The following is a 16,902-nucleotide window of genomic DNA, read 5'->3' as shown; positions in this document are numbered from 1 at the left end:
GCATTATGAGGAAAGCAGATTACCTTATTATAGGGCAGGGAATTGCGGGAACCATGCTGAGTTGGTTCTTACTACAGGCAGGGAAAAAGGTAATTGTTATCGACGATGCCAAATCCAACAGTGCTTCGCGGGTGGCTGCCGGCATTATTAACCCGGTATCTGGCCGTCGTTTTGAGCCGGCCTGGATGTATGATACTATTTATCCGTTTGCAAAAACTACCTATCTGCAGCTTTCGGCTTTGCTGCAGGTGCCGGTTTTCACCGAACGTCAGCTATGGACCGTATTCCCCTCGTCCCAAATGAGAGATGCTTTCCTGAACAAGGCTACCGGCAATGAATATACGGAGCTGCCAACTACCCTGAAATATGAGGCTTTCCTGGACCAGCCCCACGGCGCTGCCATTGTACGGGGAGCTACGGTAAATCTTCGCGCCTTGTTGCCCGCTTATCGCCGTTACCTGGCAGAACAGAATGCTTTGCTGGAAGAACACTTCGACTCAGCAGCCCTGGAAATAACAGCTACTGGAGTAACGTATAAAACCATCAGCGCAGGCAAAGTGATTTGCTGCGATGGAGTAGCTACTACCAGTGGACCTTTCTTTAAAAACGTAAAATTTTTACCCAATAAAGGGGAGGTGCTGTTGGTGAGGATACCAGGATTGGTAACCAATGATATCCTGAAGAAAGGCATTACCCTGGTGCCACAGGAAGATGGATTGTATTGGGCGGGGTCTTCCTTTGTATGGGATTATACCGACGACGGACCTACGGCGAAGCAGCGGGAAATATTGGAAAAGAGCCTGCAACAGTTGCTGAAAGTGCCGTATGAGGTGGTTAATCAACTGTCGGCTGTACGGCCTTCCGGAAACGACCGTCGCCCCATTATTGGTTTCCATCCGGAGTACCCCGCCATAGGCATATTTAACGGGCTTGGAACCAAGGGCTGTTCGTTGGCCCCTTTTATGGCAGCACATTTCAAGGAAGTGCTTGTTGCAAACACCCCACTGATGCAGGAAGTAGACTTGCACAGATATTTTTAACATACTCCCGGGATAAAATGCCCGATGCAAACCGTATCTTTGCCCCCCTTATGGGTGTAAGTGTACAACTGGATAGTGGTCGCCATTTGCAGACAGCTTATTCCGTATGTCAACCATAAAACTCACTAAATCAATTATTTACGCATGTACAGGACGCACACTTGCGGGGAATTACGAATGGAACAGGTGGGCCAGGAAGTAACATTGGCCGGATGGATACAGACAGTAAGAAAGTTTGGCAGCATCAATTTCTTTGATCTGCGAGACCGCTATGGTATTACGCAATTGTTGTTCGGCGAAAGCCTGAATGCTAAACTGGATGCACAGCCACTGGGCCGTGAGTTTGTTATCCAGGTAAAAGGCACCGTAACAGAGCGTTCCAATAAGAATAAGAATATTCCGACAGGAGATATAGAAATCACAGTAAGCGATTTCACGATCCTCAATGCGGCTAAAACACCGCCGTTTACCATCCAGGATGATACCGATGGTGGTGATGAGTTACGTATGAAGTACCGTTTCCTGGATCTGCGCCGTAATGCGGTAAGACAGAACCTGGAGCTCCGCTACCAGATTGGCCGTGCTGCACGTAATTATTTACATACTGCCGGTTTCATGGACGTGGAAACGCCTTTTCTGATCAACTCTACCCCTGAAGGTGCACGTGATTTCGTGGTGCCCAGCCGTATGAATCCTAACCAGTTCTATGGACTGCCACAGTCGCCCCAAACTTTCAAGCAATTGTTGATGGTGAGTGGGTACGACCGTTACTACCAGATCGTGAAATGCTTCAGAGATGAGGATTTACGTGCCGACCGTCAGCCGGAGTTTACGCAGATCGACTGTGAGATGAGCTTTGTAGAACAGGAAGATATATTGACCACGTTTGAAGCGATGTTGAAATATATCTTTAAAGAGATCAAAGGTCTTGAGTTCAATGAACCGTTCCCAAGAATGACTTTCGATGATGCTATGGAATATTATGGTAACGATAAACCGGATATCCGCTTCGAGATGAAGCTGGTAAACCTGAACGATACCGTAAAGGGCAAGGGCTTTAAAGTATTTGATGAGGCAGAACTGGTAGTGGCTATTGCTGCTAAGGGTTGTGCCGAATATACCCGTAAACAGCTGGATGAATTAACGGACTGGGTAAAACGTCCGCAGATTGGCATGAGTGGCCTCATCTATGTTAAATATAACACCGATGGTACACTGAAGAGCTCTGTGGATAAGTTTTTTGATGAATCTCAATTGGCATTATGGGCGCAAAAATGTCAGGCGCAACCTGGAGATCTTATCCTGGTGCTGGCTGGCAAGGAAGAGCGCACCCGTAAAGCTGCCAGCGAGCTCCGCCTTGAAATGGGAGAACGGCTTGGTTTACGCAACAAAAACGAGTTTAAACCGTTATGGGTAATAGACTTTCCGCTGTTTGAGTACGCCGAAGAAGAAAAACGTTGGGTGGCCCGTCACCATCCGTTTACGTCACCAAAGCCAGAGCAGATTGCCCTGATGGACGATCCTTCACAATACGCTAAAATTAAGGCAAACGCCTACGACATAGTTTTAAATGGTACAGAAGTCGGTGGTGGTTCTATCCGTATTTTCCAGCGCGATCTGCAACAGAAGATGTTCGCCGCCCTGGGAATGACTAATGAAGAGGCAGAGCGCAAATTTGGCTTCCTGTTAGGTGCATTTGAATATGGTGCACCACCGCATGGAGGTATCGCACTCGGATTCGACCGCCTGTGTGCGCTGTTAGGTGGCAGTGAAAGCATCCGTGACTTTATCGCATTCCCGAAAAATAACTCTGGTCGCGATGTAATGATGGATGCGCCTAGTGAAATTGATCAAGCGCAGCTTAATGAGTTAAGGATCAGCCTGGTTAAGTAATTTTTAGGGGTAGGTTTAACTAAACCATAACAGCCTCTACCGTAAAAACGGACTTACCGGCATAGTCTTTGCAAGAAGAGGGCTTCGTAGCTAAAATCCCCTTTGATATGGCAATTTGCTGCATCAAAGGGGATTAACACTAATATAGGGACAATATTTTTTAACAAGAGATTAACGAGAGAAAAGAAACAGAGAGAAGAGATATTATTAAATTTTTTAAAGTAATATTGCGATGTGATCATCGTTGATATGTGAGGAAGAAAATGATGCTGAAAACAAAGAAAAAACTATCACCAACAAAAAATACTACCATGAGAATTTCTACATTCTTGAAGCGGACAGTATGGTCAGGTGCGGTGTTAATATTGCTCATGCTCAGCAATGTTGGGTTTGCTCAACAATCGACAACCAATTATTTGAAGAAATTTAAACCAGTATCTGTAGAGATCATGCAGGAAACCGGTATACCGGCAAGCGTTATCCTCGGAATTGCCATGCTGGAATCTGGCACCGGCACCAGCAGAAATGCTAAATTGTTGCATAACCACTTTGGTATTGTGGGCAAGAACGACCTGGCAAAAACCAAGTCCGGACACCGTTCCGTATACAAACAATATGTTACTGACCTGGCTTCCTACGAGCATTTTGCGGAGCTGCTGGCCAGTAAAAAATGGTTCGGTCAAATGAAAGGAAACCCCGAATTTACCGCCTGGCTCAAAAAAATGAACCATAGCGGTTATTCTTCCGCCGGCCATGAATGGATCAGAAGAGTGACGAATATTATTAACCGCTATAAATTGTATAAGCTGGACGCAAGCATGGATAGCGTGGCAACGGACTCCAAGCAATGGTTAACCGTAGGCATGCCGCCAGCAGGCGAACAGTGATGCGCTAACCTATTATAAACTATGTCCGGCAAAAATAAGTCTGCCTACCCGTTTTATATTATTATTGGAACGCTTGGATGCCTGGTAGGACTGTCACAACTAAACTACCGCTTATCATATAAAGACTTTCAATTCAGGAAACTGGATTTGTTGTCGGATCTGAGAACAGATTCAGCTTCCACAAACAATCAAAAGCTTACTGCTGCCGGTAAAGGCAACAGTAAGCTTTCTGGTTTAGACAGCAGCACCGGAGCTGCCAACCCCCATGTAGCTAACCCCGATCATGCTCATGACTTCATGTCGTATACCGGTATCATGGAATATCCTTCCCCGGTTCCGGGAGATAGCTCCGCTGGTATGCAGCATTTCTTTAACGCGCTTCGTGAACTGAAAACCGGTAAGCGCCGTAAAGTACGGATTGCCTATTTCGGCGACTCTATGATTGAAGGTGACCTGATCACCGGTGACCTGCGCGACAGCCTGCAACATTTCTTTGGCGGCGCCGGCGTTGGATTTGTACCGGTTACTTCCGTGGTAGCTTCTTTCAGAACCACCATCACGCACACCTTTTCTACCGACTGGAAGGATTATCACTATAAAAATTCTCCACCGTCCAATATCACGCTGGGCCTGTCGGGACATACCTTTTACCCGGGAGGAAACAGCTGGGTGAAATACTCGCCCGTGAAAAAGCCGTTGCTCGACAAATTCCAGGATATATCCCTGTTATATGGCCCCGTAGCTTCCGGCACCGTTACTATTAACGATAAAGCCTATACGCTTTCCGGTAGTGAAACGGTGAACAGGCTGGACTTGGAACAGGATACCGCACAACCTTCGCTGATGCTGCGTTACAGCGGCGGCGCCATGCCTTTCTATGGCGTTTGTTTTGAAAATGGTAATGGTGTCTATGTAGATAATTACTCCTTCAGGGGAATCAGCGGGGTAGAACTGGGCCACCTGTCGGCCGAAATGGTACGCCGTATGCAACAGAAACGCCCTTACGACCTGGTAGTGATGCATTATGGCGCCAACGTATTATTCCGCCCGGAACTGACGGACTATAGCTGGTATGAGCGCCCAATGAAAAAGGTAATGGATTCTCTGCGTAACGACTTGCCTGGTACTTCTTTCCTGATTATTGGTACCGCAGATAAATCGTACCGCAAAGCTGATAAATATATCACTGCACCAGGAGTGCCTGCATTGTTGCAGGTGCAACACGATCTGGCTGCAAGCCATGGTACCGCCTACTGGAACCTATACGCCGCCATGGGTGGCGACTGTTCTATGGTAAAGTGGGTAGAGGGAGATACCGTTATGGCCAACAAAGACTATACACACTTTAACAGAACGGGAGCAGCCAAAGTAGGAGCGCTGCTTTATAAAGCTATTATGAATGAATACAGGCTGGCACAACCTTAACAAAAAATGGGTGGCAGTGCTTTCGCTGTTGCTCGCCGGTATTACAACAACTTATGCACAACAGGTAAATGTTAACAATATTCAGCAGGATACTGCACTGTTTAGCGTTTTTCATTCCCTTTCCGCTGCAGACAGTAGTGTAATATCTATTCTTCACCTGGGTGATTCCCATGTGCAGGCAGGCTATTTCCCATTGGCCACAGCTTCTCTGTTGCAACAACAGTTTGGTTACGCCGGCAGAGGATATGTATTTCCCTATAGCCTGGCAGGCACCAATGGCCCGGAAGACTTCAGATGGAATAGCACCGTAAGATGGTCGTCGGAGAGAGTGGTAGACCGGAATAAGTCGAGTGTACTCGGTCCGGGTGCCATTGTGATCACTTCCCTTAATGATGCCCCTAACCTGGCTTTCTCCGGAAAACCAGATGGCAGTATGGATAATAACTTCCGTGAGGCAGAATTGTTTTATGATGCCGGTAGCACCAACAATACAGTAGTGGCGCCCGATGCTACAGTAACAGTAACCCCGGCACCGTTTCCTGGTTCGCCCACCATCAGTATGGCTACCCTTCATTTCCCACAAATGGTCAATTCATTCCAGGTAAGGTGGGAAGGTACAGGCAACGGGCCATTCCGCTTTTTTGGTGCGGTCATGAAAAACGGTCGCCCTGGTGTGCTATACAATAGCATAGGAATTAACGGCGCCATGTACCAGCAATACAACGAATTTGATAATACGCTTTTGGCGCAGATGGCAGTGCTGAAACCACAGTTGGTTATCATCTCTCTGGGTACAAATGAAGCCTATGGGGGCAGGATGGATCCGCTGACCTTCAGAGATGAAATAGATAGAACAGTTACCCTGATCCGGGAACAAAATCCTGCTACCCGTATTCTCCTCACCACGCCACCCGACTGTATGCGTGCCGGCAGGAAAGGAGTGAGAAAGAAAGTAGGGAAAAGAAAATATAAGACGATATATCATACCGTATATTATCCCAATCCATATATTTCAATGGTTACCCAGCAGATTATGGGATATGCCCGTCAACACGGTCTTGCCTGCTGGAATTTTAATGCGGTAAATAAAGCGCAGAAGGATAGATTTGCAGGGGCATGGGCGCCAGACCATATTCATTTTAATGTGAGAGGATATCAGCAACAGGGACAGTTACTATACGAAGCCCTGCAACAATCTTATACACATTACTTACAGCAAACCAAGAAAAATCCAGTTATCTCCAATGATCAGCGTTAATGAGTTGTTGTCAGAACTGTTGTACGACGAGAAAAATCCGGTTCTCTTTAACAGCGGTTTCTTCTTTTATTACTTTGCTTTATTCATGATGTGCTACCTGCTGGCCAGCAGGAGCAAAACCGCCAGGGTATGGGTGTATACCGTGTTTTCCCTGTACTTTTTCTATAAAGCCTGTGGCTATTATGTGGGATTGGTTATCCTGTCGGCTATCGTCGATTTTAATTTATCGCGATGGATTTACCACAGTAGTGATAAAAAAGTAAAGAAATCATTGCTCATATTTAGTATTCTGCTGAATATTGGATTGTTGTTTTATTTCAAGTACACTAACTTCTTTATCGGTATTATCAACGATGTTACTGCCGGGCATATTCACCCATTAAGCCTGATCCTGCCTATCGGAATTTCCTTTTATACCTTTGAGAACCTGAGTTATACGATCGACGTATATCGCGGAGAAATCAAGCCGGTAAACAATTTCATGGATTATCTCTTCTTCCTGTCTTTCTTCCCGAAGCTGATGATGGGACCCATTGTGCGTGCGGCAGATTTTATTCCGCAGATTTCCATGCCCTATCGTCTTACCTCTGAAGACATCGGGAAGGGGATGTACCTCATTATGGGTGGTTTGTTTAAGAAGATCATAATATCTGACTTTATCTACCAGAATTTTGTACAATATATTTTTGATGATCCCAGTAAGCACACCGGCCTGGAATGCCTGATAGGCGTGTATGGCTATGCCCTGGTGATCTATTGCGATTTCTCCGGTTATTCTGATATGGCGCTGGGTATTGCCCGGTGGACCGGCTTCAAAATCCCGCCTAACTTTGACTCTCCTTACCAGAGTTCCTCGATCACAGAGTTCTGGCGCCGTTGGCATATTTCATTGTCCAGCTGGTTGCGCGATTACCTCTACATTCCATTGGGAGGTAACCGTAAGGGAAAAGTACGTCAGTATATTAACCTGGCGCTGACCATGTTAATCGGTGGTTTCTGGCATGGCGCGAGCTGGAATTTTATATTCTGGGGAGCCATGCATGGCAGTGCGCTGGCCGTTGACAAGGTGCGCATTGACTGGTTGAAAAAACGCAAAACAGTGATAACAGGTTGGAAAGCCACACTCTTTAAAATAATAGGTGTACTCATTACTTTCCACTTTGTATGTTTCTGCTGGGTATTTTTTAAGGCCGCTACGTTCCATGATGCCTGGTCGCTTTTACACCAGGTAGCATACGATTTCCAGCCGGAAATAGCGATGGAATTATACCAGGGTTATACCGCCGTGTTCTGGGTAATGGTGCTGGGTTTTGTATTACACTTCCTGCCGTCCAGGGTAGAATTCTCCCTGGAAAAATTTCTTGGAAGGGTGCCGGTAGTGGGCAGTGTAGCCATTATGGTGGTATTCATATGGCTGTTGGTACAGGTAAAGAGTACCCAACCCATGATTCCGATCTATTTCCAGTTTTAATTCAACGTTTTTGCCGGGGAATGAAGATCTCACAATGATCAATTCCGGTGAGCGAAATAAAGAAATGGTTGCCACTCATTTTGAAGTGCCCGGACCTGCAGCTGGTGTTAATAAACTGGTACATGGGCAGGCCGGCGGCAACAAAGCTCATGGGGACCGGCAATTTTTTATAGCTACCTCCGGGAATCATTTTGGTATACAGGCCATGTGATTCCTGGAAGGTGAGTTGCATCTGCCGATGTGCCCTGTCATACGCACTTTCCTGGGGCACGAGGATGCCCACATACATCATCATTTTACTATAAGAGGTAACTGGCACCACATCCAATGTACCGGTAATTACCATGGCGCCCGACAGTTGCAGCACGGCATTAATGGTATGCAGTTCCTGTTGGTACCGGCCCATATACTCCACCATGCTTTTTACCGGGTTATTGTTTTGAGGCAATATGTTGTAGTACAGGATATAATCCGGCAGACTTACATTCAGCGTTCTATCTATAGAAAAAATGAGGTGCTGCGGATCGTTATGGGGTGTGGTGGCCCTCGACGTTTCTTCCAGTGTATAAGCTTCATTGGGTAAGTACAGCCGGTCGCGGAAGCTGACAGGGGATTCGTTGTACAGTTCCCGAAAGCCTTTGGTAAAGCTGGAATGCGTATATCCACACACCTCCGCAATCTGTTTTACGCTGAAGTCGCTATGCCGCAGGTAGCCGGCGCCCGCTTCCAGTCGCCTTCTTTTCGCAAAGTGAACATAAGATTCACCGTACATTTCCACAAACTTATGCGAGAAGTTGTCGTATGATTCGGCAATCATAGCGGCTACCGTCCTGACATCCCTTTCTCCAAAAGGATCATCATGCGATAAAGCGATGGCGTGTTCAATTTTCTTTTCCCAGTGGGTAATGGTGGAAGTTTTCATATTGGCATGTTTGGAAGGTGATCCTAATCTAGTCAGAATGATAATCTGGTTTGCAAGGCCTGGCAAAACAGGGATGTATTAACGAGCGCTTAACATTTAGATAGCATTATTAAATAATAGTTAATTATCTACTTTTGCGCAATAATTTAAAAACGAGATGCGCGTAGCCAGAATATTGCCAGTTGTTCTTTTGATGTTGTTATCCAGTATGGGCGCCCGGGCGCAATTCCTGATGGATATGATAGATACCACTTCTGAGCTGGGGAAGGGGATGATTTCCATTTACCAGAAGTATGATGCGCTACGTTTCAGCGGCTATATCCAGCCGCAGTTCCAGATGGTACAATCGAAAGGAGCTGCCAGCTATGCCGGCGGCGATTTTGGTGCCGCTGTTGATAACCGGTTTACACTTCGCCGCGGCCGTATCCGCGTCGATTACGAACGCTATAATAAGCAGGATATGCCCGTAGTACAGTTTGCTTTCCAGTTTGATGGAACGGAGCGGGGCGTATTTATCCGCGACTTCTACGGCCGCTTCTTTGAAACCAAATTCAATGTATTATCGCTGGTGGGAGGGATGTTTGCCCGTCCTTTTGGCTATGAGGTAAACTTGTCATCGGCCGACCGTGAAACCCCGGAGAGGGGGCGTATGTCGCAGATACTGATGAAAACGGAGCGCGACCTTGGCGCCATGATTTCTTTTGAGCCCCGCCGCAAAGACCATCCGTTGCGATTCTTAAAAATTGACCTCGGCGCCTTTAACGGGCAGGGGCTTACGGCTACCACCGATTTCGACAGCCACAAAGACATTATAGGGCGTATTGCCATCAAGCCGCAGAAAATAGGAGCTTCCCAAACCCTGGTTTCAGGCGGTGTATCAGTATTGTATGGAGGCATGCAGCAGTTTACCAACTATATCAATACCATGGGTACGGTAAATGGTAAACCAGGTTACCTGGTGGATTCCAGTGTAGCTAATGCTGGGAAAATTGCGCCCCGTCATTATTATGGCGCTGATATACAGGTGAAAATTCCGAATGGTCCGGGAAAAGGCAGCACCCAGTTCCGGGCTGAGTATATCCGGGGACAGCAAACCGCTACCGCACAAACCACCGAAACACCAGGCGCTATTCCGCTTACTCCCCAGGGAAAATATGCACCGCTCTATATTCGCAGTTTTGACGGCGCCTATCTGTATTTTATTCAAAACCTGGCTAGCGAGCAACATCAGCTGGTGGTAAAATACGATTGGTATGATCCCAATAAAAAGGTGAGCGGGAAAGATATCGGTGTGCCCGGATCGGGACTAACGGCAGCGGATATACGCTATAATACCTGGGGTGTTGGCTATCTGTATTACGCCAACGAACACTTGAAGTTTATGTTTTATTATGACTGGGTAATCAATGAAAAAACAGCACTGGAGGGATATACCAACGATTTGAAAGATAATGTGCTGACCTGCAGGATGCAGTACCGGTTTTAATAACCAACGGATTTGCGGATAGTGATATCCGCAAATCCGTTACCCTTATTGTTCTCTTCCAGACTCCATGGTGAAGCCGAAAGTACTGCCTATTTCAGGTTTGCTGCGAACAGTAATAGATTGGTCGTGCGCCTCTACGATATGTTTTACAATGGCCAGTCCAAGACCGGTACCACCGATATCGCGGCTGCGGGCGCGGTCGGTGCGGTAAAAACGTTCAAACACACGAGGCAGATGTTCTTCTGCCATACCAATGCCGTCATCGGATATTTCAACCAGTACCCGTTTACCGTCCATGCTGTAAATGCTGGCAATGGTATGGCCATCAGGCTTACCGTATTTGATGGAGTTATCTACCAGGTTGATCAGTACCTGCCTGATTTTCTCTTTATCTGCAAACACTGGTTGTGGCGCTTCACAACCCTTTTTGATGCTGAATTTTATGCCTTTGGTATTGGCTTTCAGAGACAAGGTATCAAATACATCCTTGATCAGGTCCTGGATAACGAATACTTCTGCATTGATTGTCATTTCACCGCTTTCGAGTTTGGATATTTCATCCAGGTCATCGATGAGGCGGCAAAGGCGATCAATATTTTTGGTGGCGTTTTTCAGGAATAATTTATTCACGTTTGGATCTTCCAATGCCCCATCCAGCAGGGTGTGGATATAGCCCTGTACAGCGAAGATGGGCGTTTTCAGTTCATGAGAAAGATTGAGCAGGAACTCTTTCCGGAATTCTTCGTTCCGGCGCAGGTTCTCCAGCTCCTCTCTTTTCTGACTGGCCCATTTTTCCACGTCTTCACTTACTTCTTCAATGGTTTTCAGGGGAAGTATATTTTTCTGGAAAAACTCCTCCCGCTTGGATGCCTTGGTTTGGTAAATGAACTTGTAGATCAGCTTTATTTTACGGTAAATAAAGTTCTGCAACGTGTAAAGGTACAGGTAGTAGGAAACAAGAAAAGTAAGTATAAATGCCCCCAGCATTACCTTCCAGTTGCCATCTATTAGCAGGCTTCCCAATGCTATAACAGCTGATATGATCAGGGCTGTAAATCCCGCTAATTTTTGCGGGGATAGGTTTTTAGCTTTAAACATACTCCAAAGTGAGTAATTAGTATAATAATGGGAAATTACTTTAAATTTTTTACTTGCCAACGGAAATCAGTTTAGCCCAGTCGCTTTTCAGCTTTCAGGAATATGATGTTTTGGTGGGATAGAGGGCCAATAAAAACCAATAGCTGATAGTGATACTAACAGCTAACAGTAAAGGCCAACAGCCAATGATGGCATCAGCCTACATTTCGAACTTATATCCTACTCCTTTAACGGTAGTGATTAAGTCGATACCAATTTTCTGGCGGATTTTGCGGATGTGTACATCAATGGTGCGGTCGCCTACAATTACTTCGGTACCCCATACCTGGTTGAGGATTTCATTGCGCAGAAATACACGACCGGGTTTGGATGCCAGCAATTGCAGTAACTCAAATTCTTTTTTCGCCAGAATGATTTCCTGTCCTTTGTAGGTAACAGTGAATTTCTCACGGTCAATGATCAGGTCTCCGAGGGTTACACGGGTTTCTTCCGGTTTGTGCAAACGGCGGAACAATGCGTTGATCCTGCTCACCAGCAGTTTGGGCTTAATGGGTTTGGCAATGTAATCATCGGCCCCCATGTTCAAACCATCTACTTCCGATTTTTCATCATTCAGTGCGGTCAAGAACAGTACCATGGTGTCTTTGAATTCCGGGATCTTCCTGATTTCGCGACAGGTATCAATCCCGTTTTTGTTGGGCATCATGATATCCAGCATAATCAGATCCGGTCTGAATATTTTAGCCTTCTGGATAGCCTCGCTGCCGTCTTTGGCGGTTACGGTATCATAACCCGCTGTTTTGAGATTGTAGCTGATAATTTCCAGAATGTCCAATTCGTCATCTACTACCAGTATTTTTCCTGCTACCGCTTGGTCTATCATAAATTTTGCTTTTAAAAAGACGGGACAAAATTATAAAGCCATCCCCGTGATTAATGGAAAATTAACATTATGAAATTGTTAATTCAGTATCAGCCTGGTTTTCCGCGACCATTCACAAGGTACATGAATTTATAATCTCCCTTCAATATGGTAATTATCTAACATTCATACGGATGTGATTGTTATTGTAATGGGATATTTTTATTTTCAAAGCCGCCAAAAAGCATCAATAAGCCCATTAGATAATTATGCCAGTTATAGATAGAATATTAATATATATTTCTCCTTAAAAACAAAAGATAAACGGGCACTACTGGCAAACTCTGTATTTTGGTTGTAAATTTGCTATCTGGTCCCACGGGAAAAGATCACTTTAGTATGAGACGATTTTTATTATTTTTTGCACTGGCAGTATTCACAGTCAGTTCGTTAATGGCGCAGAGTAGTCATCATCCGATTCCAATCAGCAGACAGGGGTTTCATGATAACATCGACAAAGAACAGGCCGCTGCAGCCAAATTTGATGGTAAAGCCGATGATTTTGTTAAAGTATCAGAGGATCAGACAACCAACCTGCAGGTAACCAACGCGCTTCTGAAAGAAGTAGACAAGATGCAGCAGGAGATTGAAGATAATGATGCGCTGGATCACCGCCTGAAGGTAAAATACCTCTCCGGCATTTATGTAATGCTGAAAGACTATAACACCAAACGTGCGCGTCATAAAATTGATCCGGAAGAAGCTCCCGCCATGGTAACCGCCTTCCGCGATATGATGCACGCCGATATCAAAGGCCAGAGCATTGCACCTTTCGTGAAAAACCTTTCCTTCGACGGCGCTGAACGAATGATTGAGTCCTTCCAGGATAATCCTGGTTATAAAGACGCAAAAGGGGAAGTGTTTGCCAAATACGCTTATGGTAACCTGGAAACCATTATGCCCAAACTGTCGGAATACCTGGACTTTCCAGGCACCGATTCCATTGTGGCTGCTGTAGCCCGGAAGTATCCTAACCAGGTGCTTACCTACGCTACTTCCTATACGCCTATGGCCAACGCCATTAAACGTAACCAGGATCCTATCGTACAGCAGATTGTGCGCATTGGTCAATCTCCCCAGAGCACCAAAATATTGCCTTTCCTGGACGAACTGCTGGCCGGTACCACTACTGTAGAAAAGCTGGAACCCATTGTCAGCAATGACTACCAATACTACAAGCAAATGGTAAAATCTACCATCGCCCTGCAGAAATTGAAAAACGAAGGGAAAACACCCTACGGACTGAAAGCGATGATGGAAAATATGCAGGCCAAATCACTGCTGTATATCCGCGAGGTAAACGATTTGCACGAGGAATCCGCCCCGGTGCGTTTTGCTATCGTCAAAAACTTTACGCCCGAAGAACTGTATTATCTCATCATCAACGGCCAGGAAGAATTGTATACTTCCAGCTACACCAACCATAACAACGCTGGCTTGTACGACCAGATGATGCTGCGTATGAAGCCACCCCGTGGCGACAGCCTGTTGGTGATGGTGAATTTCGACCGTTTCAAGAAGTTTATCGCTATGGCAGCGGGTTTCAATACCCTCGATAATTTCCTGAAATCAATGGCGCCGGAAAACTCCAATTACCTGATGCAGAAATATGTGCAGAACCTGGAGAAAACTGAAGACCTGGAAGACGCGGTAGACGTAGCCAATTCCTTCGGCAGCATCCGTGATGAGAAACTGCTCGACTTCCTGCGGGCCGAAGTAAAAAAGAATTTGGCATATGTAAGTCGCCATAAAGATAAACGCGGTACCGTTATCTACCAGCTGCTTACCAGTCTCTTTGAAACAGAGTCCAAAACGGAAAACGACTCTTCTAAAGCCACTGATATGGCCAGCAAATTCCAGCTGCCGCCGATCAACTTCGTGGCCTACAACGGCCTGGAAAGTGACAGTGGGAAGGTATTCCAGCAGGTGTTTTTCTATGGAGATAAGGATGGGCAGGAATCATTTTCCAGCTTCATGACCAATTTCCCATCTTCCGAATGGAGAGTTACCAAGAATAAATACTGGGCTACTATTTCTTCGCTCAAAGGCAAGCCTACCGTCATCTATGCGAATTTGCCGATAGATGAACCCGGGGATAAAGAAGCGATTGCCAAGCTGTCGGACTACCTGGATGAAAATGATATTCACCCGAGCATCTTTATTCACCGTGGCCATAGCTACCATATCAATACCACCCTGGAAAACCTGCAAAGCTCTGCTAAGATCGTGATGCTGGGCTCCTGCGGAGGTTACCATAACCTGGCTACGGTATTGGAGAAATCGCCAGAAGCGCATATTATTTCTTCCAAACAGGTAGGTACCCGTTTTGTGAACGAACCGATCATCCATACCCTGGAAGACCAGGTACGTGCAGGCAGAAATGTTGACTGGGTGCAGATGTGGGCGGCCCTCACCAAAAGATTTGCAGGAGATGCACGTAATAAAGAGCTTTTCAGTGATTATGTGCCACCACATAAAAACCTGGGTGCTATTTTCATTAAAGCCTACAAACAGGTGATGAAGGACGAGAAAAAATAAGCTAAAAACACAAGGCATAAAGCATAAAGCTATTAAGGCGAATGATCTAAGCGGATATTTATCCGCCCTGGTCATTCGCCTTAATAGCTTTATGCTTTCCGCTTTAAGCTTTCTGCTTTTTGTTGTACGTTTGTAGTGTAGTTCAAACCCGGCACATTGGAAAATCTTGTGGTAAAGAAAGTATTTGATTTTAGTTTATTACGGCGCATCTTCTCGTTCGCGGCTCCTTATAAGCGGTCCTTCTACATATCCATGATATTAACGGTTGTACTGGCTGCGATCTCTCCATTACGGCCCTACCTGATCCAGGTAACGGTAGATAAATACATTGCCGGCCAGCTGATGAAGATGTTGATCCTGGTCACTATCGTACAAATAGGATTGCTGCTGCTGGAAACGGTGGTACGATTCTTTTTCTCGTACCTGACCAACTGGCTGGGGCAATCGGTGGTAAAAGACCTGCGGGTAACGGTATATAAGAAGATTGTGCACCTGAACCTGGCATTTTTTGATAAAACACCTATTGGTACCCTCACTACCCGGACCATCAACGATATTGAAGCCATTAACGATGTTTTCTCGGAGGGGATTATTTCCATTGTGGCTGACCTGTTGATGATTATCGCCATCCTGGTGGTGATGTTTATGGAAGACTGGCGCCTGACACTGATTAGCTTGTCGCCCTTTCCCATACTGATTTTTGCTACCTACATTTTTAAGGAAAGTGTGAATAAATCCTTTTACAAGGTGCGCAACGCTGTATCGGCGTTGAATGCCTTTGTACAGGAGCATCTTACGGGTATGGTGGTGGTGCAGGCTTTTACTTCAGAAAAAAGGGAGCTTGCCCGTTTTAAGCATATCAACAAGGACCACCGCAACGCCAATATCGATGCCATTTTTGCCTATTCCGTGTTTTTCCCGGTAGTGGAAATTATTTTGGCTATTTCATTGGGACTGATGGTATGGTGGGGCGCCAATAAAGTGCTGAATTATGAAGTGACCCAGGGTGTAATGATTGCGTTCATTATGTACCTGAATATGCTGTTTCGCCCGCTGCGTATGTTGGCCGATAAGTTCAATACCCTGCAGATGGGAATGGTGGCCAGCGAGCGTGTATTCAAAGTGTTGGATAACCAGGATTATATTGCGGATAAGGGGCATCACAAGGCCGATCAGATGAAGGGCGACATTAGCTTTGAACATGTATCGTTTGCCTATATAGAGGACCGTTATGTTCTGAAAGACATCAATTTCCACGCTAATCCGGGCGATACGGTAGCGATAGTAGGGCATACCGGTTCGGGCAAAACCACTATTATCAGCATCCTTAACCGCCTCTATGAAATTCAGAAAGGAAGTATTAAGATAGATGGGATCCCATTGCCGGCGTATTCGCTGGAGTCACTGCGTAGTAAGATAGGCGTGGTACTACAGGATGTATTCCTGTTTGCCGGTTCTATTTACGATAACATCACCCTGCACGACAGCAGTATCAGCCGGGGAAAGGTGGAAGAAGCTGCCCGGTTGATCGGTATTCACGACTTTATTATGCAATTGCCGGGAGGGTACGACTACCAGGTGATGGAGAGGGGCAGTACTTTATCGCTCGGACAGCGGCAGTTGATTTCGTTTGTGCGTGCTCTGCTGTATGATCCGGCCATCCTGGTGCTCGATGAGGCTACTTCTTCAATCGATACAGCATCTGAAATGATGATACAACAGGCCATCGATAAGCTGATTGCCGACCGTACCGCTATTATCATTGCACATCGTTTGTCTACCATCAGTAAGGCCGATAAGATTATTGTACTGGATAAGGGAGAAGTGAAAGAAATGGGTACACATGATGAGTTATTGAAGCTGGAAGGGTTCTATTATAAACTGCATAGCATGCAGTTTAATGCAGCGAAAGTATAACGGGCTACCCCTAGGTAGGATGTATTGCTGCGATTTACTTTGTAC

General features: G+C 45.8%; 12 protein-coding genes. 9 read left to right on the top strand and 3 right to left on the bottom strand.

The features are described 5' to 3' along the window. Positions 1-5: 5 nt before the first annotated feature. From FHW36_RS00675 to FHW36_RS00650, 6 genes are all read left to right on the top strand, one after another. Entirely contained in the window at positions 6-1,040 is a 1,035-nt protein-coding gene (locus tag FHW36_RS00675) for an NAD(P)/FAD-dependent oxidoreductase (protein ID WP_145660651.1), read from the top strand. A gap of 144 nt (positions 1,041-1,184) precedes the next feature. Next, the gene (aspS, locus tag FHW36_RS00670) at positions 1,185-2,933 is read left to right on the top strand and encodes an aspartate--tRNA ligase (RefSeq protein ID WP_145660648.1); all 1,749 of its coding nucleotides are present in this window, start codon (positions 1,185-1,187) and stop codon (positions 2,931-2,933) included. 311 nt (positions 2,934-3,244) lie between these two features. Beyond that, positions 3,245-3,820 carry a glucosaminidase domain-containing protein gene (locus tag FHW36_RS00665; RefSeq protein ID WP_186452263.1) on the top strand — a complete coding sequence of 192 codons (576 nt, stop codon included), beginning with the start codon at positions 3,245-3,247 and terminating at the stop codon, positions 3,818-3,820. 21 nt (positions 3,821-3,841) lie between these two features. After that, complete coding sequence (locus FHW36_RS30385; protein ID WP_186452262.1) at positions 3,842-5,245, top strand: SGNH/GDSL hydrolase family protein; 1,404 nt, start codon at positions 3,842-3,844, stop codon at positions 5,243-5,245. Further along, on the top strand, positions 5,220-6,503 hold the full coding sequence (locus tag FHW36_RS00655; RefSeq protein WP_145660642.1) for a GDSL-type esterase/lipase family protein: 1,284 nt from the start codon (positions 5,220-5,222) through the stop codon (positions 6,501-6,503). The genes FHW36_RS30385 and FHW36_RS00655 overlap by 26 nt, the downstream gene beginning before the upstream one ends. After that, on the top strand, positions 6,490-7,974 hold the full coding sequence (locus tag FHW36_RS00650; RefSeq protein ID WP_145660639.1) for an MBOAT family O-acyltransferase: 1,485 nt from the start codon (positions 6,490-6,492) through the stop codon (positions 7,972-7,974). The genes FHW36_RS00655 and FHW36_RS00650 overlap by 14 nt, the downstream gene beginning before the upstream one ends. 1 nt (position 7,975) lies before the next feature. Here the strand turns inward: FHW36_RS00650 and FHW36_RS00645 are convergent, their stop codons facing one another. Continuing rightward, complete coding sequence (locus FHW36_RS00645) at positions 7,976-8,896, bottom strand: helix-turn-helix transcriptional regulator (protein WP_145660636.1); 921 nt, start codon at positions 8,894-8,896, stop codon at positions 7,976-7,978. 157 nt (positions 8,897-9,053) lie between these two features. Here FHW36_RS00645 and FHW36_RS00640 point away from each other — a divergent pair, with 157 nt between their 5' ends. Then, on the top strand, positions 9,054-10,382 hold the full coding sequence (locus FHW36_RS00640) for a porin (RefSeq protein WP_246121027.1): 1,329 nt from the start codon (positions 9,054-9,056) through the stop codon (positions 10,380-10,382). 45 nt (positions 10,383-10,427) lie between these two features. Here the strand turns inward: FHW36_RS00640 and FHW36_RS00635 are convergent, their stop codons facing one another. Further along, positions 10,428-11,480, bottom strand: a complete 1,053-nt coding sequence (locus tag FHW36_RS00635) for a sensor histidine kinase (RefSeq protein ID WP_186452261.1) — start codon at positions 11,478-11,480, stop codon at positions 10,428-10,430. 199 nt (positions 11,481-11,679) lie between these two features. Continuing rightward, positions 11,680-12,363, bottom strand: coding sequence for a response regulator transcription factor (locus FHW36_RS00630; protein WP_079471020.1), 684 nt, complete (start codon positions 12,361-12,363; stop codon positions 11,680-11,682). Positions 12,364-12,741: 378 nt separating this feature from the next. Between FHW36_RS00630 and FHW36_RS00625 the strand changes: the two genes are divergently transcribed. Together FHW36_RS00625 and FHW36_RS00620 are read left to right on the top strand one after the other, a co-directional pair. After that, positions 12,742-14,940: a hypothetical protein gene (locus FHW36_RS00625; RefSeq protein WP_145660630.1), complete on the top strand. Its 2,199-nt coding sequence runs from the start codon at positions 12,742-12,744 to the stop codon at positions 14,938-14,940. A 156-nt stretch (positions 14,941-15,096) separates the two neighbouring features. Then, a complete protein-coding gene (locus FHW36_RS00620; RefSeq protein WP_145660627.1) occupies positions 15,097-16,857 on the top strand; it encodes an ABC transporter ATP-binding protein in 1,761 nt (586 codons plus the stop codon). Positions 16,858-16,902: the final 45 nt, after the last annotated feature.

The organism is Chitinophaga polysaccharea (assembly GCF_007829335.1).
GTDB classification, from domain to species: domain Bacteria; phylum Bacteroidota; class Bacteroidia; order Chitinophagales; family Chitinophagaceae; genus Chitinophaga; species Chitinophaga polysaccharea_B.
Note: the sequence above shows the minus strand (reverse complement) of the source record. Positions and strands in the feature narration are given on the sequence as shown.